We start from the raw sequence: 19,712 nt of genomic DNA, 5'->3' as shown, positions 1-19,712 counted from the left end.
GGCGCCACAGTCTGAAATGACTGCCGTAACCGCCAGACATTCTGACGAACGCCTATTGAAACGCCCTGGAGCACATCATGAAAACCCTCGCTATCGCCAGCTTCGCTGTCTTGATCTCTGCCCTCGCATCGACCGCCATGGCCGACACCTCGCCCTCGACCGGACTGACCCGCGCCCAAGTACGCGCCCAACTCGTGCAAGCCGAGCGTAATGGCACGATCCCGACCAACAATGTCGACTACCCGCCGAGCGCGGCGCAAATTGCGCGCAATCGCGCCGTGTACCAAGCCCAGTTCGGCAAGTCCAACGAACCGCAGCAATGGCTGCAACAAAGCAACGGTTGATCCCCGTGGCTGCCCGCGCGCGACGCTTGTACAAATCGACTAGCGATCGCGCGCCTCTATCCCTTCGATAGTATTCTTTGTCCATCAGGCAAGCGCTGTCCTGACTAGCTTGAGGACACTGTCCGCCTACCCCCGATTCACACCGTAGTCCTGGCAGGCAGCCATGGCGATCGCGACGTCATCCGCGCATCGATGCCAGGGACCTCTGCTGCACCGTTCTCTTCGAACCGATACAATGGTTTGCATGACGCTTCCCAACAGGAAGCAAGGCGACCACAAGTGACCAAGCGCGAACCGTCTTCGCTGGATACACTCCTGGCCGATGTACGCGCCTGTCGCGTCTGCGAGCAGCACCTGCCGCTCGGTCCGCGCCCTATCGTTCGCGCAGGACGAGACGCGCGCATACTCATAGTCGGCCAGGCCCCGGGCACGCGCGTGCACGCGAGCGGGATTCCCTGGGACGACGCGAGCGGCGAACGGCTGCGAGGCTGGCTCGGTGTCGACAACAAGACGTTTTATGACGAGTCGCAGATAGCAATCATTCCAATGGGATTCTGCTATCCCGGCCGAGGTGCCGGTGGTGACAAGCCACCGCGCCGCGAGTGTGCCCAGATATGGCTGGACAAGCTGTTAGCAGAACTGCCGAAAATCGAGTTGACGTTGTTGATTGGCCAATACGCGCAACACCATTTTCTCGGTGCTCGCCGCAAGTCCTCTCTTACCGATACAGTCAAGGCATGGGCGGAATACGCGCCGGCCATTGTCCCTCTGCCTCACCCTTCCCCGCGCAATCAGGCTTGGTTTCAGCGGCATTCATGGTTTGCGTCGGAAGTTCTCCCCATGCTGCGCAGTAGCGTCAAACCACTTACCGCTGACGCTCGTCTACGGCCCCAAGGACAAAAAACATAGGCAAGCTGTTGTGTTGCGAGACGTTCTCCTGCAGATAGGAAACGCGTGATTCTGATCATCCTCGCTTTCGTTGCTTGATAGAAAAAACGTCAAGTAAATGCGAACAGTCTCGCTTACAGTTCGAAGGGTTTCCGTTTGCAGCCCGGCGTTATTCAATGAAGTTTGGCTCGTGCATGTCGGCTGAAGCGCCTTTCATCATCGAAAGTTTTATCGCATATGCGCACTCCTAAGGCACGACTATCGCGTTCATTAGGAATGGCGATTGGACCGCTCAAAGTCGTTTGCATAGCATTGCCACCCGGTTCGCAATGTTTTTGAAGAGTAACCGATCCCCGGAGCCAATATGCCACATGCAACTAAAGCTTTAAAAAGAACACTTCTGTCCATCGTCTTGAGCGCCACGATGTTGCCGCCTGTCTTTGCAGCCGACATGACGCGCGACAATGGATCTCCTGTTGGAGACAATCAGAATTCGGAAACAGCCGGTCCTGAAGGTCCCGTGCTCTTGCAGGATTCGCATCTGATTGAGAAGCTGCAGCGTTTCGATCGCGAGCGCATTCCTGAACGTGTCGTTCATGCGCGCGGAACAGGTGCGTTTGGCGAGTTCGTTCCGAGTACCGATCTATCCGACCTGACGACGGCACAAGTCTTTTCGCCAGGCAGCAAGACGCCGGTATTCGTGCGGTTTTCAACGGTCATGGGCTACCGCGGATCTCCTGAACAAGCACGCGATCCCCGCGGCTTTGCCGTCAAGTTCTATACCCAGCAAGGCAATTGGGACATCGTTGGCATCAACTGGCCGATCTTCTTCATTCGCGACGCGATCAAGTTCCCTGACTTCGTCCACGCTAACAAGCCCGGCGCAGTCACAGGCGTGCAAGACGCCAATCTGGCGTTTGATTTCTTCGCGCATTCGCCCGAAGCGACCAATATGCTCACGCACCTCTATAGCGACGACGGCATGCCCGATTCTTACAGGCACATGGACGGATATGGAGTCCATGCCTTTAAGTTCGTGAATTCGAAGGGCGAGGTGCACTACGTCAAGTTCCACTGGGTCACCGAACAAGGCCGGAAGGATTTGCGTCCTGGTGAAATCGCCGCATCCATTGGCTCGGATTGGAACCTGATGACCAACGATCTCTACGGCGCAATCCGTAAGGGCGATTTCCCGAAGTGGGATCTCTATGTCCAGGTTCTCAAGCCGTCGGATCTGAACAAGTTCTCCTACGATGCGCTGGACGACACCAAGGAATGGCTCGGCGTACCTGAGCGCAAGGTCGGCACAATGACCTTGAACCGCGTACCGAACAACTACTTCGAGTCCACCGAAGAGTCCGCGTTTGCACCGTCGCGACTGGTTCCTGGTATCGAGCCGTCGGAAGACAGGATGCTTCAGGGCCGTCTGTTTGCATACGCCGATACGCAAATGTATCGACTGGGTGCAAACTACAATTCGCTGCCGATCAACCGGCCGCTGGTTAACGTTTTCAACGTCAATCAAGACGGCAAGATGAACGCGAGCGGTCGTACCGGCGACGTCAACTATGAGCCGTCGGGTGTCAGCGAACTCAGCCAGGACCCGAAGGACAAGTACGTGCAAACGCCGTTGTCCGGAACGACGCAGCAGATGGCGATTCACAAGAAGGAAAACTTCAAGCAAGCCGGTCAGTACTTCGAAAGTCTTGATGCGCAAGGCAAGGGCGATGTCGTCACCGCGCTTTCCGGCGACCTGAGCCATGTCACGAACGAAGACAACAAGTACACCATGCTGTCTTACTTCAACAAGGCCGATCCGGATCTGGGCGCGCGTCTGATCCGTGCGCTGAATGCGGACGGCTCGAAGGTGAAGGCAATGTCGGCGAAGCTGTCCGACCAGTGATTTGAGGCAAGCTTGATTCGCCTCTAGTCGTCACCGCGTAACAAGAGGCACGCCGCTAACACGGCGTGCCTCGTCTCACGGAAGTCCCTTGTATGAAGCTGCGTAGAAACTTTGGCTTTGCATGGCGTTCTATCGCCAGCGTGGCTGCATGTGCTGTGTTGCTGGCAGGATGCGCATCGGAGCCCATGACTGCCCCGCATCTGGAAGCGAACCAGCGCGTCGAAGCGCATCAATACGACAAGGAATGGTTCAACGCTGCACGAGAAGGACGTTGGGACATTCTCGATGCGTTGCTCAAGGCTGGCTACCCGATAGATAGCGTCAATTCGAGCGGCTACACGGCGCTGATTCTTGCCGGTTATGACGATCATCCCGATACGCTTGACAAGCTGCTTGCCGCCGGCGCGAATGCATGCGCGGCAGACCATAATGGCAATACGGCATTGATGGGTGTCCTCTACAAAGGTCAACTCGACATCGCAAGGACGCTCTTGCAGACGCACTGCGACATCAACGCAACCAATAACGCGGGCGAAACCGCACTTGCCTTCGCCGCGCTTTTTGGCCGCTATAGCTTGTTCGACGACCTGGTCGCGCATGGCGCGGACCCAAATCATACGGACGCGCGAGGTAACACTGCGCTCGCGACCGTTCGAGCTCAAGGGAATCTGACGGCGGTGCAGGCGCTTAAGAAGATCGGTGCGACGTACTAGTGCGTACCGACTGGTAGTCATTGCTCCAATTGCGCGGCAGGACGAACTACTTCAGGCTCTTGTCGCGCTGGCAGGTCGATGTGGGCAGTAACTTTCCGCCCAGCACCTTCACGATGCGCATGGACTTCTTGTCGGTCACAACCGTAAGACAAGCGCACGTGTCGCCACGATTCGTTGAAGGCATGTTTTTGTCGAAACCCTCGGTTTGCCAGTCAATGGTTACCAGGTCCCATGATCCGTCGCGGTCCGTCAGCGTCAAACTCGACGGCATGGTGTTTTCTATCCAGCCACATCTCTTTTCGGCTGCCGTGACGCTCTGAGTGACAAGGGCGAGTGCTATCAGTCCAGTCAGGCCGACAATCCTACGCATGCTGATCCCCTTCATCCGCCAAAGTGCGATGGGTTTCGGGCGGTACGCGCCTTTACTTTAAGGCTAAGGCCAAAGCATAGCGAGCAGTGGAACGATGAACGCGGTAATGAGGCCGTTCATCCCGATGCCGATCGCCGCGAAGGCGGCGGCGATACCGCTGAGCGGCGCGATCTGGGAAGCCGCGACCCCGCTGCCCGCCACGCCGGCCGCGAGGCCATGCGAGCGCCAGTCGTCCACGCGGAACCAACGCAGGACCGTTTGACCGATCACTGCGGCAACGATGCCCCCCGCGATTGCCAGAGCCGCAGTGAGCGCGGGCACACCGCCCACTTCCTGGGCAAGCGCCATCGCGATCGGTGTCGTGGCCGATTTGGGTGCCATCGACAGCGCGACGTCCCGGCCGCCACCCATCGCCCAGACGATTGCGACGCCGCTGATCGCCGACGTTAGCGAGCCGGCCACCAAGGCCAGCCCGAGGCCGCGAAGACTGCGACGGATGTGGTTGAGATTGAGCGCGAGCGGCACGGCGAGCGCTACCGTCGCAGGACCGAGCAGGAAATTGATGAACTGTGCGCCAGCAAAATATTCGTTGTAGGGCGTGTCCGTGCACTTCAGGATGACGACCATTACCGCGATGGCAATCAGTACGGGATTAGCCAATGGCGAACGGCGGCACACGCGCTGAACGGCCTGTCCGAATGCGAAGGCCGCGAGCGTGAGGGTCAGCCAGAGCAGTGGCGTCAGAGCCAACGGGGTCCATAGGGTACGAAACATCACCGCACCTCCCGACTGTCGGCTGCATCTTCGGTTGGCGGGGCGTCGAGTTCGGCCCGACGCATGATTCTGTGCATGACGACGCCTGTTACGATGAGGCCGAGTGTGGTCGACACCAGCAACCCTGTCAGTATCGGCAACCATTCACGCCGCAGCACGCCGAGCTCCGCAATTATTCCGACGCCTGCAGGCACGAACAGCAAGCCCATATTGGAGATCAGTGTCGTGGCGGTCTTGTCGAGGGGAGACGGGCCGCTTTCCGTGGGGGCGATCCAGCCCTGTGCGCGGGTTACGAGTGCCACCGCAAGGATGAACATCCCGATGACGGGGCCTGGCAGCGGCAGGTGGAATAGCCGGCGAAGCACTTCACCGACAAGCTGAGCTCCGACGAGAATGGTTAAGGCGAAAGGCATGGTTGAAAATCTGCTTGTGTTTCCCTCCCCCGGGGGGAGGCTTCGATCAAAATCTCTGAACGGCTGACCCGGAAGGGGCCGCGCAGAATTCGGGTTACAGCCGTATTCACAGGGGGGCGTTTGCCCCGTGCGATAACTTGTGCTGGATAGTCGTGTTGCTGATGTGTTTGCAATCGCGTCGTCCAAGTCCGGACGGTCGCACCGACGCCAATGGCGCCGAGGTCCGTGTTGCCTCACGGGAGAATTTTACCCGACCAAAATCCGTTCGGCTTCCTGACGAGCATTCTCAAGGGTTGGCGCGGCGGTGAAAGCGACAGACCGGTGTCTGGTGAACCGATCGAATCCGAGCGCGCGGCTGCAGAAGGCCGGTGTGTCGACCAAAAAGTGTCCGACATGGACCCAGAAGCTCCCTTGAGACTACGTGAACGCCGCGATAGCGCAGCATCTTGCAGTTCCCGGCCCTGGGGATCGTCGTGGGTAGTGAGAGGGAAGTCGCCTAGGCCATAAAGGCAATATTCCAGCCCTAAACGACAAAAAAGGAAAGAATATTATCCTTTTCACTCACACTCGATCATCAACGAAGCTCGTTGACCGTCCCTTTACCGTCAGAAACGCCCCCCTTGTCTGCGAGAGGTGGTGAGACTTGCTGGCCCACACGTCCCTGAATTGATCTTGCTTGACTTTGAACTGACTTGCCCCTCCAGAGCGGGCAGTGGAGGTTTGCGTGTAGGTTTGTGCGTACGTCCGTACATCAACCGATAGCCAATCTGACAGGTTTTCCGACTCGGCTCAGCATCTCCACGAGGGTATCGATGGTGAATTTGGCCGTTTTTTTATTCACCACATCAGACACGCGCGGACGTGACACCATCAGAATTTCTGCCGCCTGGGCTTGCTTCAAATGGTGCTGCTCGATCCATTCGGCCAATTCGGACATCAACTGCTCCTTCAACAGCCGCGTGTCATTGATCTGCTTACGCGAGGCCGCCTGCAAGCGCTTTGCTTCCTCTGCAGAAAACCCGAGTTCCAAGAACAGATTTGCCCCCGGCTTCGTCACATGACGGATTTCAGTGTCGATCTTCATTTCTTGACTTTCCTCGCATTTGCTACAGCACGGTAGCGCGCCTCGGCAATTTCCTTGTCATGATTGCTGGTCGCCTGAGTTTTCTTCTGAAAGCAGTGCAGGACATATACCGCCTCCTCGAACTTGGCGACATACATTACTCGATAAACGCCACTACTCTCTCGAATTCGAATCTCTTTGGTGCCGGCACCAACATCGTCGAATGGCTTCCAGTCGTCAGGCTCCACGCCTGCCTGTACCTTACCCAGCTGAAAGCCAGCTTGCCTGCGCGGCTCGTCCGGGAATGCCAACACATCGTCGTAGGTAGAACCTACCCAACGAATTTCTTTTTCCTGGTTCATGGATCCCTGATGCGTATAAAATTTTATACTCATAAATTGATTGAGTCAACGTCCAATCGGCAGAGGGTCGGATTGAGTTCGCCCGCTTATTCTGTAGCGGGTTGTCCAACCGCCTGCGAATTGTCACCATTGCTGAACGTGACCAAACTCGGTCAATAAATTGTATCGACGGCCGCCGCACATCGGAGGCAACCGATGAATAGCCCGCCCTCGATTCAGCCTAATCGCCCAAGCGCTTCGGACGCGGCGGAAGCACACCCTATGTCTCTGCCAAGCGGTGTTTCGGACGAACGTGACAGACCGTTTCAGAATCGTGGCCGGTCGGGACCGAGCGCAGAGATTGGCGTTGCGCAAGACTCCAACGATGCGGGCTATGCTCGTCGGCTTTGGTCAGGGTGAACCGCCCCGGATTTGATGGAGGCTCCAACTCTTGAGAAGATGGAGCCATGAACAAGTCGAACAAATTTTCTGCTGAAGTCCGGGAACGTGCAGTGCGCATGGTGCAAGAGCATCGCGGCGAGTATCCGTCCCAGTGGGCGGCGATCGAATCCATCGCCCCCAAGATCGGCTGCACGAGCCAGACACTGCTGGGGTGGATCAAACGGAATGAAGTCGATAGCGGCGAGCGTGAGGGCGTGACTACGTCCGATCGCGAACGCCTTAAGGCACTGGAACGCGAGAACAGGGAACTGCGCCGTGCCAACGAGATTCTGAAGCTGGCGAGCGCGTTTTTCGCCCAGGCGGAGCTCGACCGCCGCCTGAAGTCCTGAAGGCCTTCATCGATCAGCATCGCGACACCTTCGGGGTCGAGCCGATCTGCAAGGTCTTGCGGATTGCCCCGTCGGGCTACCGGCGCCATGCCGCGCAGCTTCGTGATCCGTCGCGGCGCTGTGTTCGCGCAATACGCGATGAGCGTCTGCGCCCGGAGATCAAGCGTGTCTGGCAGGCCAACATGCAGGTCTACGGTGCGGATAAAGTCTGGAAACAGATGAACCGGGAGCGTATCGCGGTGGCTCGCTGCACGGTTGAACGGTTGATGAAGCAACTGGGTTTGCGCGGTGTGATGCGAGGCAAGCGTGTTCGCACGACCGTTCCTGACGCCTTAGCTCCGCGCCCGCTGGATCGGGTCAATCGCCAGTTTCAGGCGGCACGGCCGAACCAGCTCTGGGTTTCGGATTTCACCTACGGTACGCCCAGCCAGCGTAGCCCGCCCGTATGGGGGTGAAGCTGCTTGAGCTGTTTGGAATGCAGGACTCCGGAGGAGTTTGCAGTACCGGGGCATGCCCTTCCTCTGCTGCGAGAGGAAGTGAGCCGAAGCGGCGGTGACTTGCCGACACTGGCAAGGTGACGAAGTCCGTGGGAAATGGAGTTTGAGGCGAAGCGGTTACGCCAAGATGAACTTCTAGGCTGAGCATGGGACGGTTGAGGGACACGAACCTGTTGAAACGCATCTGAGGGTTGAAATGTCACCCCTGCCCACACCGCTTTATGGGCAGGACGCGGACTGCTGCCGGTCACACGTATGGCCCGGCGGCACGAGTGCTGACTGGATATGTATGCTGGTCAGCATGGAACCACGGGGAGCGCGCAGCTAGACCGTGGTGTTCGCGACGACTTGCGGCAAGCAAGGATAAAGACTGCGACAGGCAACCTCGCCCATGCGTTGAGTCCAGCATGTGAACTGGGGAAGGCTTGCACAGATGTTAAGGGAGTGTGCCCCCGATGATGTGCAGGTTGGCGGAGCCTCCGTAGTAGTCCGAGGCCGGGAAAGCCGGTCACATGGCGAAGGGAGGCAGTTGAAGTGGTTTGCTGGGTTGATTAACTGACCATAGTGAGGTGAAGACCTTTGATAATCAGTGAAATGCAAAGCAAACTGGCGACATGGTCGACGGAGAACAGAGAGCGCAAGTTCGATCGACTCCTGAGACTGATTGCCGACAGGGATTGGCTGAGCGAGGCGGCTCGCATTACGCTGGCATCCAGCGGAGCCCGCACGCCAGGCGTGGACGGCGTTGACCGGCGCATGATGGAAGCGAATCTCCCGCATGAGCTGTCGACGATACGCGAGGAGTTGCTGGCGGGCTCGTATAGTCCGCTGCCTGCGCGACGCGTGTATATACCGAAAGCGAACGGCAAGCTCAGGCCACTCGGTATTCCAAGCCTACGGGATCGGATCGTGCAGCGGGCCATGCTGATGGCCATGGAGCCGATATGGGAGAGCGATTTCCACCCGGCTTCATATGGCTTCAGACCTGCCCGCAGCGTACATCACGCGATTCGTACGGTGAAGCTTCAGTTGCAGGACAGTGGTGAGCAAAGTGTCGCTGGACGCTGGGTTATTGAGGGCGACCTCGCCAGCTACTTCGACACCGTTCATCATCGCCTGCTTCTGAAGGGAATCCGCAAGCGAATCGCCGATCAGCGCTTCCTTGCCCTGCTCTGGAAGTTCATCAAGGCGGGATGTGTTGATCGCGGTCTGTTTCGCGCTGCAAGCGAAGGCGTTCCTCAGGGCGGTGTCATCTCGCCCCTGTTATCCAACATCGTGCTGCACGAATTCGATGTGTGGATGGAAAAGAACTACCTGAACAAGAAAGTGCGGAAGGATCGGTGGGCGTGGAACTTTGCCATTCTCAAGCAGCGCCCGATTACTGTGCGAGAGAACCGGCAATGGAAACCAGCTATCGCCTATTGCCGGTATGCAGATGACTTTGTGATCGTGGTCAAGGGGACGCGCGAACATGCTGAGGCAGTACGTGAAGCGTGCCGTGGGTTCCTCGAAGGCGAACTGAAGCTCACGCTGAATATGGAGAAGACCCATATTACGCATGTGAACGACGGCTTCGTATTTCTTGGTCACCGCATCATCCGCAAGCGTGGACCACGCGGTCGCATGCGACCTGTGACGACGATTCCGTGGGAGAAGTATCGGGGCTTCGCCGAGCGGTTAGTCAAGCAACTGTCGGGCAACTACGGCATGAACCGGATGGACCTGATGGAAAGCCTGAATCGGCAAATTGCCGGCTGGGCCGCCTTCTATCAATACACTGACTTCACGGCCACCCTGTTTAGAAAACTAGACCGGACGGTCTTCTGGAAGTTCGGATACTGGCTCGCGCGCAGGTATCGGCGTGGGTTCCGGTCGCTGATGCGCGACCATATCCGGGCGCCGGAGCCGGGACAGGCTACAACATGGGTGTTGCAAGGCCAGAACAGTCGGGGTTGGTATGGAACGGTAGCGCTTCGGCGCTTTGTCACCAGCCGGAAGGGCCAATTCAGGTGGCGTACGCCGTCGGAGAATCCGTACATCATGCGCGATGAGACACGCAGCACCATCGAATCGCGCTATGCCGATGTCGCCTTTGCCATGGGCAACGCTTGAATGGAGAGCCGGATGCGCTGAGAGGTGCAAGTCCGGTTCGGGGAGGAGAGGCAGGGAAATAGCTCGACTACGCCCTGTCTCTTACTCCACTTTCGACGTGGCAGGGCTGGCTGTATGTGGCCTTCGTGATCGACGTGTTCGCGCGCCGCATCGTCGGCTGGCGCGTCAGCTCCTCGATGACCACGGATTTCGTTCTGGACGCCCTTGAACAGGCGCTTTACGCGCGGCGCCCGGGCGGCGACGGAACGTTGATACACCACTCGGACAGAGGCTCCCAATACGTCAGCATTCGCTATGGCGAACGGCTGGCCGAAGCGGGCATCGAACCGTCGGTCGGCAGCCGGGGCGACAGCTATGACAACGCCCTGGCTGAAACGGTCAACGGCTTGTATAAGGCTGAACTGATTCATCGCCGCACCTGGAAAACGCGGGAATCCGTTGAACTGGCAACGCTGGAATGGGTGGCCTGGTTCAATCATCATCGACTGATGGCGCCCCTCGGCTATATCCCGCCCGCTGAAGCTGAGGCAAACTACTATCGGCAACTTGAAACAGCCGCCGCTGAATCGGCATTAACTTAAACCAACCAGCCTCCACGATTCCCGGGGCGGTTCAGCACGCCGTTCAGGAGAATGTGAACGACCGCAACCGTGAAAAGGAAGTCGTCTCCTCCGAGCGCATCAAGGTACGGCCATAGCGCATCGACGTCAGCACCGCCTCCAGCGACCCGAAACGCGTTTGGGTAACGCGCGAACAGCGCTTAGCGACTCGCACAGCTGTAATCGTGCCCGCGATCACTGCCGTTGAAGAAAAAAATATCGACGTAAAGGTGTAACGGCGTCGGCGCTATGGATGCGTCGATGAAGGATGCTCTCATCGAGTCGAAGGGACGAGAGATACAGCTCATTCAAGAGCCCAAATTGCATGCGAAGGTTTTGGCCTGGGATGACGACACCGTGGTGATATCGAGTCAGAATTGGCTTTCCGCCGATCCTGCAGACTCCAAGTTGCGAAAGGAAATTGGCGTCTTTGTTCAGGCTCAAGGTATCGCGCGCGATCTGATCAATGACTTTGAGGCGAGCCAGCTCACGAAATCGCAGGTGACATCATAGGCACGGCTCGTCTTCGAAAAGAGAAGATGCGAGCATAGACGTAAGTCGGACGATCTTCTCTATGGCTATCGGGCGGTATGACCAACGAAAGTGCCGCGGGCCAATCTAGCCGGCAGTACGATTGCACTGCCGATCAAGGCAGCTTTCGTTCGATATGCATGGTTGCGCTTCGCGGACTTTATGACGCGGGGTCTCCAACAGCTTGCCCAAATTGGGCAAGACACGGCCCTTCTTCAGTCACAACTGTGGTCAATGGTTGTGCAGGTGGTTAAAGAACGACCGATACCCCTCGGTGCGCTCGTTGTCGCCGGAATGAACGATGTGCTCAAGTCGCAGGACTACTCCGAGGCCACACGGATAAACCGAATGCCTATCGGTGCGTGGGTCTTGACGATACTGATCGCATTGGCGGACCGTGTCGTCCAGGGATTCCGCGCGCAGGGCAAACTGCGTGGAGGGATCTTCGTGACCCCGCTGCCTCAAACGGTTTCGCTGTCGCTCGCTCTCATTGCTAATATCGATAGCTCGCGTGGTGGTGTGATACTTGTCCAACCTGAGAATCTGGCTCGGTTGATCTGCGACATCGAGTATTGCTGGGTCGCACTCGTCCTTCTACATGTCCCGCCGCTGTTGGTTTGCGCAAACCGATGCGATGGAGTGCCGTATCCTGGAGATCGCGCTGCGGCGGCTCGAAAAGGTAGATGCCGAGCTCGAACAGGAACTCGTCGGCTCGACGCGTCACGAGCGCGAGCGGCTGCAGCAGGTCATCGAAAAGGCGCGGGCGGTGCTTAAAGTGGAGTAAGTCCGTGAGACCGGGCTCCGGATGCAGGTCGAAATGATTGCAAGCAGCGCATCCCCGACGCGCAGCGCCCCTTGTCGCAAAGCTAACGCAGCGAGGACGTGCTCACCGTGACGGTGGTTGGCGCTTATTCTGCCGCCTTTTCCGCAGCGAACTCAGCAGCCCTAGCACGTACTGCCTCGGGCGCACTCGCGAGAAGCTGTGCAATGTAGTCAGCAGGAGGGGCACTGGCGGCGCCGTCATACCCATCAAAAAGGCGATGATCTACACCATTTACCCTTTCAGCGTTTTCCGGTCTATCTTGCGTTGCCATGATGATCTCCTTTCCACGTGAACAGAATAACAGGTGCATAGGCTTTAGGTGGCGGGTTTCTCGGCCGGCTAGCGCGCCGCGTCACATGCGGATACGTGCGCGCCCTGGTGGGAGTCTACGCGGTGCGTATCACCATGCGCGCATGCGGCTGTTTGACCCACCTTCCGCTGAAGTGGCTCTGAGGCCTTTGGTCTTGCTATCGATCCGGGCTGCTGAACCTCTATCATGAGCAAAAGTGTCGAGACGGCCGGAAGACGTTAGTCTCGTGACACTTGCCTATTCATCGAAAGGCTGGTCGGCCTCGTACGTGGGCTTTTCCAAGCGAGTTAATGCAGCGAGGACCTGCTCACTGTGACGGTCCCGTACAGAGCTCTCTGCAACGTTCGCGAGCATAATCCCAGGCAGAAAAGGGAACCGTGGGACTATCATCGCCCGGAAGGACGATCCATGGATCCGGGCCGAACATTTTGAATTGCGTGAACAGTTCTCCGGCTCCCCTGTCCGGCTGGCGTGCTTCGGCAAGGAAGTCATCGACAATTCGCCGTGCTTCGGCAAGTGCCGCTTCCAAATCGTCGAAATTTAGCGGCCCGGAACGGTAGTCCGTATCCTGATAGTGATAATTGTCGTCGATATACAGCGCAACCGGCATTGGCCCTCCTGGAAGAAGCAATCCCCGCTCGGCATCATCCTACCAAGGCTCTCGACCGCTTGATAGCTCAGCGTTGCGCGAGAATCTTCGGCCCGCTCGCGTTCGGGCGAGGATCCTACGCGGGCGCATTAGCCCGCATCGAATTCAGCGCACGGCGCAATGTTGAACACCATGAGTGCGGGCACGCTGGGCCACATCGAGGTGGCTCTTGCACCCTTACCCCCGACCGCGACGCTTCGCGGCGACAACTGGCCAGTACGCACCACGCCGTTGACGCTGACCGTCACGCCGACACCATCCGCCGCGCCGACATCATGTCCGTGCTCGACGCGGTGAAGGCACGCGGCGCCACGCGCCTCGCGAACCGACTGCTCGCCGAACTGCGTCAGATGTTCGGCTTCGCGCTGGTGCGCGAGATCGTTGCCACCGATCCGACGGGCGGCATCGAGAAAAAACATGTTGGCGGTCAGGAGCAGGAACGCGAACGCGTGCTGTCCGAGGCCGATATCCGTGCACTGCCGACGAAACTCGCGGATGCGAACCTGCTGAAAGCAACGCTGCATGCTGTCTGGGTGATGCTAGCCACGCTGGCACGGATTGGCGAACTGACGCGGGCACGCCGCGCCGATATCGATCTGGCCACGGGTACCTGGGTTATTCCGGCGGACCACTCAAGAACGCGAAGGAACATACGATATATCTGAGCGAGTTCGCAAAGCTGCATCTGGAAGCGCTGCTCGGGCTGAGCGACGACGAAGTATGGCTTTTCCCGGCCGCCCGCAAGGATGGACCGGTATCCTCCAAGTCCATTACGAAACAGATCTATGACCGCCAGGGCGCGGCAAACGGTACGCCGTTCATGCATCGCAGCGAGCATATCGACGCACTCACCTTGCCAGGCGGACGCTGGACACCGCACGATCTGCGCCGCACGGGCGCGACCCTCATGGGCGAACTCGGCGTGCATGGCGATGTGATCGAAAAGTGTCTGAACCATCTCGAACAGAACAAGATCAAGCGCACATATCAGCAAGTGCACTACCCCGTAAGCGGTGATCGATTACCGTCTATCCAGACGTTGAAAAAGACGTCAGCCTAGTACCCACCACAAATGTAATGGGTACTAGATCGATGGAAGCAAAAGCACCGGGCCGGCGGATGGGGTCAAGAAACTACTCGCGTGAATTCCGAGAGGAGATCGTGGCGCAAGCCAATGATCCGCGGCGCTCAATTGCCGAGGTTGCCTTGGAGCACGGCTTGGACGCCAACATGATTTCTCGCTGGCGTCGCGATCAGCGACGAGCGTCGGCACTCGCGACAAGAACGGAAGGATTCGTTGCGGTTCAGCTCGCGTCAGAGGTGAGACAGCCATCGATTGTGGTGGTTGAACACGGTCCCGTACGCGTTCGCTTCGAAGGCTCACTGGACGTGACGGTACTGCGAACGGTCCTGGCCGCCTTGCGAGCTGCGGCATGATCGGCTTGCCTGCGGGCACACGCGTATGGCTTGCCGCAGGTATTACGGATATGCGCGCGGGCTTCAACAGTCTGGCCGCGAAGGTGCAGACCGTTCTCGAGCGCGATCCCTTCAGCGGACACGTCTTTGTCTTCCGCGGCCGCCGGGGCGATCTGTTAAAAGTGCTGTGGTGGAGCGGTGATGGTCTGTGCCTGCTCATCAAGCGACTCGAGAATGGACGCTTCATCTGGCCGCAGGCCGATAGCGGCACAGTCTGTCTGAGCCCGGCGCAGCTCTCCATGCTGCTTGAGGGAATCGATTGGCGCCAGCCCACTCGAACGGCCAGGCCCACTTCAGCGTTGTAAACCTCGGCGCCGACACGTAAACTGTTGGCATGACCCAGGCAAGCCCATTTCCCGACGACATCGAGGCCCTCAAGGCCCTGCTGCGCGAGCGCGACGTGAAGCTCGACCGTCTGCAACAGACGGTCGACTCGCAGAAGGCCGCGCTGGCCACGCGCGTCGCGGAAATCGAGCACCTGAGGCTGTTGATCGCGAAGCTGCGCCGCATGCAGTTCGGTCGCAAGTCCGAGAAGCTGGATCACCAGATTGAGCAGCTTGAACTGCGTCTCGAAGACCTGGAGGCCGACGAAGGGGCGGCGCCCGTCGAGATTGCCGAATGTGGCGCGGCGATGAAACAGCTCGGCGAGGATATCTCCGAGCAACTCGAATACGTGCCAGCGAGCTTCCGTGTCATCCGTCACGTGCGTCCCACGTTTGCCTGCACGTGTTGCGATCACATCGCTCAGGCGGCAGCGCCAAGCCGGCCGATCCAACGCGGGATCGCTGGCCCGGGCTTGCTTGCGCACGTGCTGGTCGCAAAGTTTGCCGATCATCTGCCGCTGTATCGCCAATCGGTCATCTACGCACGAGAAGGTGTCGAGCTCGATCGTTCAATGCTGGCGAAATGGGTGGGTCACAGCGCTGCGCTCCTGCAACCTCTAGTCGATGCTCTGCGACGCCATGTGATGGCCTCTACCAAACTGCACGCCGACGATACGCCCGTGCCGGTGCTTGCCCCCGGCAATGGCACGACCAAGACGGGTCGTCTGTGGGTGTATGTGCGCGACGATCGCGCCTCGGGCGATATGACGCCGGCGGCGGTCTGGTTCACCTACACACCGGATCGCAAAGGCATCCACCCGCAGCAGCACCTCGAATCGTTCACTGGCACATTGCAGGCCGACGCGTATGGTGGCTACCAGGCCATCTACGACACGGGGCGTGTGGTCGAGGCCGCATGTTGGGCACATGCGAGACGGCAGTTCTACGAGTTGCACGTGGCCCGGCCCAACGAGTTCAACACCGACACACTTGAACGCATCCGGGCACTCTACAAGATCGAAGAACAGATCCGGGGCAAACCACCCGACGAACGCAGAGCGTATCGAGGCGAGCATGCTCGGCCATTGCTCGATGAGCTTTATACGTGGCTCAGCGCCATGCTCGAGAAGCTCTCGCGCAAATCTGACACGAGCCGCGCGATCCTGTACGCCCTCAAGCGGTGGGAGGCGCTCACGCGCTATTGCGATGATGGGCAGTTGGAGATCGATAACTTGCCGGTGGAACGGGCGCTGCGCGGTGTGGCCATCGGACGCCGGAACTACCTGTTCGCGGGTGCCGACTCGGGCGGTGAACGCGCGGCGGCCATCTATAGCCTGATCGGTTCGGCCAAGTTCAACGATGTCGACCCCGAGGCCTATTTGCGCTTCGTGCTCGCGCGCATTGCGGACCACCCGATCAACCGGGTCGATGAGCTCTTGCCGTGGGTCGTGGCCTCCGAGTTGCGCTAGTCTTCGTCGCCGTACTCCAGAGGATCGTCAACGCAGTCGAGCACGACTGAGTGCTCGCGAATCTCGCACAATTGGTCAAACATCTTGCGTGTGCGGGTGCGTGGCCAGAGGCTCTCGTCTTGGCACCAGTCCTTGAGCATGCGGTCAAACAACACCGACCAGTTCCGTCGCATCCATCGCACGCCCGGCGTGTCGAACTCGTCCAGCGAACCGGAATCAAAAACGCACTAGGATCCTCCCGCGCCTGCTCAAACGTCACCGGACCGGCAACATCGCTAAAAATGCGGTTGACCCACTCGATCATCGGCGTCTTAGGCAGCAGGACAACGATCATCCGGTTCAATACAAACAGCGGTTCCATTGCCATGTCATCGGTCCACAAGCCGTAAAGAACAGATGCTATGTCAAGGCGGCGTTGATGACCCGATATGCAAAGCGGGGAAATATTTGCCTTCCATTGGGTTGACTCCCTTGTTGGGGGTAGTGTAAGCGCAAATTTGAAGACGCCCACGCCGCACTGAGCAGGGTCGGCATCACTGGGCAGATTGCTGATTTTTGCGTCGCCGGCATGAACGACGATCCGGGCCGACCAGTGGCATACGAGGCGCTGATCGACGAAGGCGCGTCAGATCTGAACACGGTTTTGGTGCTCGCGCCGACCGACCGAGGCACGGTCGACCTCTGCTATGGGTATCTGGATCTGGTTGCCGATACCGAGGAAGCGGCCCTGACGCGTGCGGCCGAAGGGATTGAGAGCAACCTGGACGCGGGCGAGACTGAAGTGCGCGCGACGCTCATGGCCCCCCCTTTGTCTTAACTGCCGAAAATCCGGCAGTTTTCCCCTTTGAGGGGGGAATGACCTTGACGACCCGTGACTTCCACTCTGTGCCGCGCGACTGGCGTTTTTTGATGACCCGGCAACGTTGCCGCCTTCTGGACGGTGGGCGGGCTAATGCGCCCCTGGCAGGCGCGCATTTATTGGGTGCAATCATGTGCCATTTAGTGAAATCGCCGCTAGAGTGGATAGAGGTGGTGAAGTAGCTCAGGGGAAGCACACCGGTCTCTGACTCACGAGCATCGAACTCGCGCATTACTCTGGACTATTGCGGTCATTGATAAAGTCCATTGGCGAGTTGGGTGCCGCATTGCCTAACATGCTTGGCCGTTCATCGAAACCGTTGCCCCGCTTGGCGTAATGCCTGGTGCCGCTTGTCACCATTATTATGAACACACCGAAACCCCGAACCGCCGACGTGATCAGATCTGTCGCCCAAGCGCTGGACGTCATATGCCGAGCACAGGGCATCGAAGTCAGAGACCTCGACGATGCCGTGATCGAAAAGTTGCTGTCTAGCTCATTCGAGGAGCACCTTGGTTGATAGGCTTGTAGCCGATACTTTGAGCGTGGAACGGTCATCAGAAAAGGGGTATTTAAATCAGTGCCTCTCCTACGCAGGGTGCAATTTGAAATCTCACCCTTGCACCGGGACCGTCCCCTCTACATTAAGGAAGCGGTGATGCCTTCAAAGAGGGGTACGCATTGAGCGCAGCCCCCCCGAAATGGGCGTCTAAAGCACGGACACCCTGGCTGAATGACAATTCTGCACTGGCGCAGAATTGCGCTCATTGAGCGAATCCGATTCGTACCCTTACCGCCCGGCCGGCGGTGGCCCAAGCCGCTCACGCTGATCGCCGCGCCCTTGTAATGCGCCGCTCCTCACAACGACGCACTCGCACCTTCCCCCGCTTGCGCCGCATCGCCCGCACTAGATTGCGCGCTTCGACTCAGGATATTCTCGAATCGCTGCTGTTGATCTGCGTACCAGCTAACGAGACAAGCCTTGTCACGGCAATTGTGTTCACGCCAGATCCAGTTCTGCGTCGTGACTTCTGCGAACGACTTCTTGTCCGGCGCCGATGTCTTCGCTTGTGCGTAAAGCTGCGCAAGTTCACGATCAAGCGCCGCCAAATCGGCGTCACCGCAAATCAGCATTTCGGATGTGGAATGCGCTTTCTTGCAATCGAAGCTCGTCGGGTAGCTACTCGTCTCAGTCTTCGCCGGCATTGCAGGCGAGTTCACTGGCTCGTCTGCTGGGGTCGACGAAATAGATTCGGATGGGGCCGGTGTCGCTGCGGCTTGCGCGTGCCGCGGAGCTGGTGGAACGTCGTCACTAGTGCAGTCAAGAATCGCGTCGCCGATCAATCTACCTTTTCCCTGGCACATAAGGGAGATCTGGTCGCCTTTGTGGAGGGTAGCGAGTTTTTCGACGGCTGATTTCGCGAAATTCGCGCGCACTACCGCATATTCGTTTTCGCCGAAAAGATTGACGTAGGGATCGTCAGTGAAGTCTTTCCCGATTTCATTTACGACGCCACTGACGTAGAGCCACCGGCCTTTGTATTTCGTATCGGCGAGCACCTCATTCGCCTTATATTCCTCGTACAGTTCCGTCGCCGAGATTTCGATCACTGGCGGCGCCGTGGCTGGTGCAGGCTTCAAAGCGGAGGCCGTAGGCGCGGCGACGGCAGTATCTGCGACGCTCGTGGTTACGGCTTGCGAGACAGTGGTGTCACCACTTGCCGATGTATCTGTAGTCGCCTTGATCGTCGACTGGCTCTCGTAGACCATGAATGCGATCACCGCAACGAGAAAGGCCGCCAATGCGCCGCCAAGCTTGCGACTCGCTGATGGTTTTGGCTTCGGGGGCGGGAGCGGCGCACCAGGCGATGAACTGGCCGGCGAGGCTAAACCAACTGAAGCTGCCGCGTGAATAGGATTACCACACTTCGGACATGCGACTGCCTTGTCGCTTACATCCGCCTCGCACTCGTCGCACTTGATCAGCGCCATGATTTTCCCCTGTCCCGTTTCTTTTATTTGCTGCGAGCGATATTACCGGTCGTCACTGCCCTGGAGCAACCGCACTTCCACGCATTAGGAGTTCCCCTTTTGGCATAACTGCCGGAAATCCGTCAGTTTTCCACTTTTAGGTAGGCAACTTGACCGTGGCGAACCGCACCTGCTGTGGCGCGCGGTCGACGAGCATGGCGCCGAACTCGACATCTTTATTCACCAACGTCGCCCAAGCCTCGTCCTGGGCTTTCTAAAGGCATGCGCGTCTCTGCTATCTGATCGGCGCTCGAAGGCCCGTCAGCTGGGCGAAGCCGACGTTCGAATGTCCGCATGAAAGCTTGCGCCAACGGCCGTGGATGGCCCAGATTGTGTCAAAACGTCATTTTGAACCGCTATGATTTCTCATCTGGTATCGGAGGCGAGCGAGATGAAGCGGTTCGTTCAGGGCGACAGCCGTACGCAAAGTTTT

The 19,712-nt window shown here is 58.4% G+C and carries 23 protein-coding genes, 3 pseudogenes and 1 other annotated feature; of the genes and pseudogenes, 16 read left to right on the top strand and 10 right to left on the bottom strand.

Annotation, left to right across the window (positions count from 1 at the left end):
* The first annotated feature begins 77 nt into the window (after nucleotides 1-77).
* From HV670_RS21455 to HV670_RS21440, 4 genes are all read left to right on the top strand, one after another.
* Entirely contained in the window at nucleotides 78-344 is a 267-nt protein-coding gene (locus tag HV670_RS21455) for a DUF4148 domain-containing protein (protein ID WP_175106892.1), read from the top strand.
* Between the two features lie 279 nt (nucleotides 345-623).
* Nucleotides 624-1,253, top strand: a complete 630-nt coding sequence (locus HV670_RS21450; protein WP_175106891.1) for a uracil-DNA glycosylase family protein — start codon at nucleotides 624-626, stop codon at nucleotides 1,251-1,253.
* A 403-nt stretch (nucleotides 1,254-1,656) separates the two neighbouring features.
* Nucleotides 1,657-3,135: a catalase gene (locus tag HV670_RS21445; RefSeq protein WP_246257786.1), complete on the top strand. Its 1,479-nt coding sequence runs from the start codon at nucleotides 1,657-1,659 to the stop codon at nucleotides 3,133-3,135.
* 185 nt (nucleotides 3,136-3,320) lie between these two features.
* Complete coding sequence (locus tag HV670_RS21440) at nucleotides 3,321-3,848, top strand: ankyrin repeat domain-containing protein (RefSeq protein ID WP_175106889.1); 528 nt, start codon at nucleotides 3,321-3,323, stop codon at nucleotides 3,846-3,848.
* A gap of 46 nt (nucleotides 3,849-3,894) precedes the next feature.
* Here HV670_RS21440 and HV670_RS21435 read toward each other — a convergent pair whose 3' ends face one another.
* The 5 genes from HV670_RS21435 to HV670_RS21415 all read right to left on the bottom strand — a co-directional run bounded on the left by HV670_RS21435 (nucleotide 3,895) and on the right by HV670_RS21415 (nucleotide 6,830).
* Nucleotides 3,895-4,218 (bottom strand): DUF4087 domain-containing protein, encoded by a 324-nt coding sequence (locus HV670_RS21435; protein ID WP_175106888.1) that lies wholly within the window; start codon nucleotides 4,216-4,218, stop codon nucleotides 3,895-3,897.
* A gap of 63 nt (nucleotides 4,219-4,281) precedes the next feature.
* The gene (locus HV670_RS21430) at nucleotides 4,282-4,992 is read right to left on the bottom strand and encodes an LrgB family protein (protein ID WP_175106887.1); all 711 of its coding nucleotides are present in this window, start codon (nucleotides 4,990-4,992) and stop codon (nucleotides 4,282-4,284) included.
* Nucleotides 4,992-5,405: a CidA/LrgA family protein gene (locus tag HV670_RS21425; protein WP_175106886.1), complete on the bottom strand. Its 414-nt coding sequence runs from the start codon at nucleotides 5,403-5,405 to the stop codon at nucleotides 4,992-4,994. The genes HV670_RS21430 and HV670_RS21425 overlap by 1 nt, the downstream gene beginning before the upstream one ends.
* A 751-nt stretch (nucleotides 5,406-6,156) precedes the next feature.
* A complete protein-coding gene (locus HV670_RS21420) occupies nucleotides 6,157-6,489 on the bottom strand; it encodes a helix-turn-helix domain-containing protein (RefSeq protein ID WP_175106885.1) in 333 nt (110 codons plus the stop codon).
* Nucleotides 6,486-6,830, bottom strand: coding sequence for a type II toxin-antitoxin system RelE/ParE family toxin (locus HV670_RS21415; protein ID WP_175106884.1), 345 nt, complete (start codon nucleotides 6,828-6,830; stop codon nucleotides 6,486-6,488). Before HV670_RS21415 ends, HV670_RS21420 begins: the two co-directional genes overlap by 4 nt.
* A 446-nt stretch (nucleotides 6,831-7,276) precedes the next feature.
* On the opposite strand from HV670_RS21415, the pseudogene HV670_RS21410 reads away from it, so the two are divergent.
* The 5 genes and pseudogenes from HV670_RS21410 to HV670_RS21390 all read left to right on the top strand — a co-directional run.
* Nucleotides 7,277-8,016, top strand: a pseudogene (locus HV670_RS21410) (IS3 family transposase); the annotation flags it as partial.
* Nucleotides 7,555-7,671: a sequence feature (AL1L pseudoknot), on the top strand. It overlaps the preceding pseudogene by 117 nt.
* 675 nt (nucleotides 8,017-8,691) lie before the next feature.
* Nucleotides 8,692-10,209: a group II intron reverse transcriptase/maturase gene (gene ltrA, locus HV670_RS21405; protein WP_175106883.1), complete on the top strand. Its 1,518-nt coding sequence runs from the start codon at nucleotides 8,692-8,694 to the stop codon at nucleotides 10,207-10,209.
* Nucleotides 10,210-10,292: 83 nt separating this feature from the next.
* Nucleotides 10,293-10,790, top strand: a pseudogene (locus tag HV670_RS21400) (IS3 family transposase); the annotation flags it as partial.
* A 279-nt stretch (nucleotides 10,791-11,069) separates the two neighbouring features.
* The gene (locus HV670_RS21395) at nucleotides 11,070-11,321 is read left to right on the top strand and encodes a phospholipase D-like domain-containing protein (RefSeq protein WP_175106882.1); all 252 of its coding nucleotides are present in this window, start codon (nucleotides 11,070-11,072) and stop codon (nucleotides 11,319-11,321) included.
* A gap of 616 nt (nucleotides 11,322-11,937) precedes the next feature.
* Nucleotides 11,938-12,123 carry a hypothetical protein gene (locus HV670_RS21390; RefSeq protein WP_175106881.1) on the top strand — a complete coding sequence of 62 codons (186 nt, stop codon included), beginning with the start codon at nucleotides 11,938-11,940 and terminating at the stop codon, nucleotides 12,121-12,123.
* Nucleotides 12,124-12,247: 124 nt separating this feature from the next.
* Here HV670_RS21390 and HV670_RS21385 read toward each other — a convergent pair whose 3' ends face one another.
* From HV670_RS21385 to HV670_RS21375, 3 genes are all read right to left on the bottom strand, one after another.
* A complete protein-coding gene (locus tag HV670_RS21385; RefSeq protein WP_175106880.1) occupies nucleotides 12,248-12,433 on the bottom strand; it encodes a hypothetical protein in 186 nt (61 codons plus the stop codon).
* Nucleotides 12,434-12,779: 346 nt separating this feature from the next.
* On the bottom strand, nucleotides 12,780-13,082 hold the full coding sequence (locus HV670_RS21380; RefSeq protein ID WP_175106879.1) for a hypothetical protein: 303 nt from the start codon (nucleotides 13,080-13,082) through the stop codon (nucleotides 12,780-12,782).
* 128 nt (nucleotides 13,083-13,210) lie between these two features.
* On the bottom strand, nucleotides 13,211-13,369 hold the full coding sequence (locus HV670_RS21375; RefSeq protein ID WP_175106878.1) for a hypothetical protein: 159 nt from the start codon (nucleotides 13,367-13,369) through the stop codon (nucleotides 13,211-13,213).
* A gap of 27 nt (nucleotides 13,370-13,396) precedes the next feature.
* Between HV670_RS21375 and HV670_RS31165 the strand changes: the two genes are divergently transcribed.
* The 5 genes from HV670_RS31165 to tnpC are packed head-to-tail and all read left to right on the top strand — an operon-like array spanning nucleotide 13,397 to nucleotide 16,389.
* A complete protein-coding gene (locus HV670_RS31165) occupies nucleotides 13,397-13,786 on the top strand; it encodes a site-specific integrase (protein WP_246257784.1) in 390 nt (129 codons plus the stop codon).
* Nucleotides 13,732-14,181: a tyrosine-type recombinase/integrase gene (locus tag HV670_RS21370; RefSeq protein ID WP_343054487.1), complete on the top strand. Its 450-nt coding sequence runs from the start codon at nucleotides 13,732-13,734 to the stop codon at nucleotides 14,179-14,181. Before HV670_RS31165 ends, HV670_RS21370 begins: the two co-directional genes overlap by 55 nt.
* 17 nt (nucleotides 14,182-14,198) lie before the next feature.
* On the top strand, nucleotides 14,199-14,558 hold the full coding sequence (gene tnpA / locus HV670_RS21365; protein ID WP_343054484.1) for an IS66-like element accessory protein TnpA: 360 nt from the start codon (nucleotides 14,199-14,201) through the stop codon (nucleotides 14,556-14,558).
* Nucleotides 14,555-14,902 (top strand): IS66 family insertion sequence element accessory protein TnpB, encoded by a 348-nt coding sequence (tnpB, locus tag HV670_RS21360; protein WP_175106876.1) that lies wholly within the window; start codon nucleotides 14,555-14,557, stop codon nucleotides 14,900-14,902. Before tnpA ends, tnpB begins: the two co-directional genes overlap by 4 nt.
* 29 nt (nucleotides 14,903-14,931) lie before the next feature.
* Entirely contained in the window at nucleotides 14,932-16,389 is a 1,458-nt protein-coding gene (gene tnpC, locus HV670_RS21355) for an IS66 family transposase (RefSeq protein WP_175106875.1), read from the top strand.
* On the opposite strand, the gene HV670_RS21350 is transcribed toward tnpC, so the two are convergent.
* Nucleotides 16,386-16,544 carry a hypothetical protein gene (locus tag HV670_RS21350; RefSeq protein WP_175106874.1) on the bottom strand — a complete coding sequence of 53 codons (159 nt, stop codon included), beginning with the start codon at nucleotides 16,542-16,544 and terminating at the stop codon, nucleotides 16,386-16,388. The two genes, tnpC and HV670_RS21350, sit on opposite strands and share 4 nt — an antisense overlap.
* A 413-nt stretch (nucleotides 16,545-16,957) precedes the next feature.
* Here HV670_RS21350 and HV670_RS21345 point away from each other — a divergent pair, with 413 nt between their 5' ends.
* Entirely contained in the window at nucleotides 16,958-17,206 is a 249-nt protein-coding gene (locus tag HV670_RS21345; RefSeq protein WP_175106873.1) for a hypothetical protein, read from the top strand.
* Nucleotides 17,207-18,106: 900 nt separating this feature from the next.
* Here the strand turns inward: HV670_RS21345 and HV670_RS21340 are convergent.
* On the bottom strand, nucleotides 18,107-19,240 hold the full coding sequence (locus HV670_RS21340) for an OB-fold protein (RefSeq protein ID WP_175106872.1): 1,134 nt from the start codon (nucleotides 19,238-19,240) through the stop codon (nucleotides 18,107-18,109).
* A 154-nt stretch (nucleotides 19,241-19,394) separates the two neighbouring features.
* Between HV670_RS21340 and HV670_RS21335 the strand changes: the two are divergent.
* Nucleotides 19,395-19,472: pseudogene (locus HV670_RS21335) on the top strand (IS6 family transposase); the annotation flags it as partial.
* Between the last annotated feature and the right edge of the window lie 240 nt (nucleotides 19,473-19,712).

Source organism: Pararobbsia alpina (assembly GCF_902859895.1).
GTDB lineage: Bacteria > Pseudomonadota > Gammaproteobacteria > Burkholderiales > Burkholderiaceae > Pararobbsia > Pararobbsia alpina.
This window is presented reverse-complemented; position numbering and strand designations above follow the sequence as displayed.

Excerpts from the sequence above, each read along its gene's own strand:
- HV670_RS21345 (WP_175106873.1), top strand. The coding sequence starts at position 16,958 with ATGAACGACGATCCGGGCCGACCAGTGGCATACGAGGCGCTGATCGAC.
- HV670_RS21385 (WP_175106880.1), bottom strand. The coding sequence starts at position 12,433 with ATGGCAACGCAAGATAGACCGGAAAACGCTGAAAGGGTAAATGGTGTA.
- HV670_RS21430 (WP_175106887.1), bottom strand. The coding sequence starts at position 4,992 with ATGTTTCGTACCCTATGGACCCCGTTGGCTCTGACGCCACTGCTCTGG.
- HV670_RS31165 (WP_246257784.1), top strand. The coding sequence starts at position 13,397 with ATGTCCGTGCTCGACGCGGTGAAGGCACGCGGCGCCACGCGCCTCGCG.
- tnpC (WP_175106875.1), top strand. The coding sequence starts at position 14,932 with ATGACCCAGGCAAGCCCATTTCCCGACGACATCGAGGCCCTCAAGGCC.
- HV670_RS21415 (WP_175106884.1), bottom strand. The coding sequence starts at position 6,830 with ATGAACCAGGAAAAAGAAATTCGTTGGGTAGGTTCTACCTACGACGAT.
- HV670_RS21440 (WP_175106889.1), top strand. The coding sequence starts at position 3,321 with ATGACTGCCCCGCATCTGGAAGCGAACCAGCGCGTCGAAGCGCATCAA.
- HV670_RS21380 (WP_175106879.1), bottom strand. The coding sequence starts at position 13,082 with ATGCCGGTTGCGCTGTATATCGACGACAATTATCACTATCAGGATACG.
- HV670_RS21340 (WP_175106872.1), bottom strand. The coding sequence starts at position 19,240 with ATGGCGCTGATCAAGTGCGACGAGTGCGAGGCGGATGTAAGCGACAAG.
- tnpB (WP_175106876.1), top strand. The coding sequence starts at position 14,555 with ATGATCGGCTTGCCTGCGGGCACACGCGTATGGCTTGCCGCAGGTATT.
- HV670_RS21420 (WP_175106885.1), bottom strand. The coding sequence starts at position 6,489 with ATGAAGATCGACACTGAAATCCGTCATGTGACGAAGCCGGGGGCAAAT.
- HV670_RS21395 (WP_175106882.1), top strand. The coding sequence starts at position 11,070 with ATGAAGGATGCTCTCATCGAGTCGAAGGGACGAGAGATACAGCTCATT.
- HV670_RS21425 (WP_175106886.1), bottom strand. The coding sequence starts at position 5,405 with ATGCCTTTCGCCTTAACCATTCTCGTCGGAGCTCAGCTTGTCGGTGAA.
- HV670_RS21455 (WP_175106892.1), top strand. The coding sequence starts at position 78 with ATGAAAACCCTCGCTATCGCCAGCTTCGCTGTCTTGATCTCTGCCCTC.
- HV670_RS21435 (WP_175106888.1), bottom strand. The coding sequence starts at position 4,218 with ATGCGTAGGATTGTCGGCCTGACTGGACTGATAGCACTCGCCCTTGTC.
- ltrA (WP_175106883.1), top strand. The coding sequence starts at position 8,692 with ATGCAAAGCAAACTGGCGACATGGTCGACGGAGAACAGAGAGCGCAAG.
- HV670_RS21445 (WP_246257786.1), top strand. The coding sequence starts at position 1,657 with ATGTTGCCGCCTGTCTTTGCAGCCGACATGACGCGCGACAATGGATCT.
- tnpA (WP_343054484.1), top strand. The coding sequence starts at position 14,199 with ATGGGTACTAGATCGATGGAAGCAAAAGCACCGGGCCGGCGGATGGGG.
- HV670_RS21390 (WP_175106881.1), top strand. The coding sequence starts at position 11,938 with ATGTCCCGCCGCTGTTGGTTTGCGCAAACCGATGCGATGGAGTGCCGT.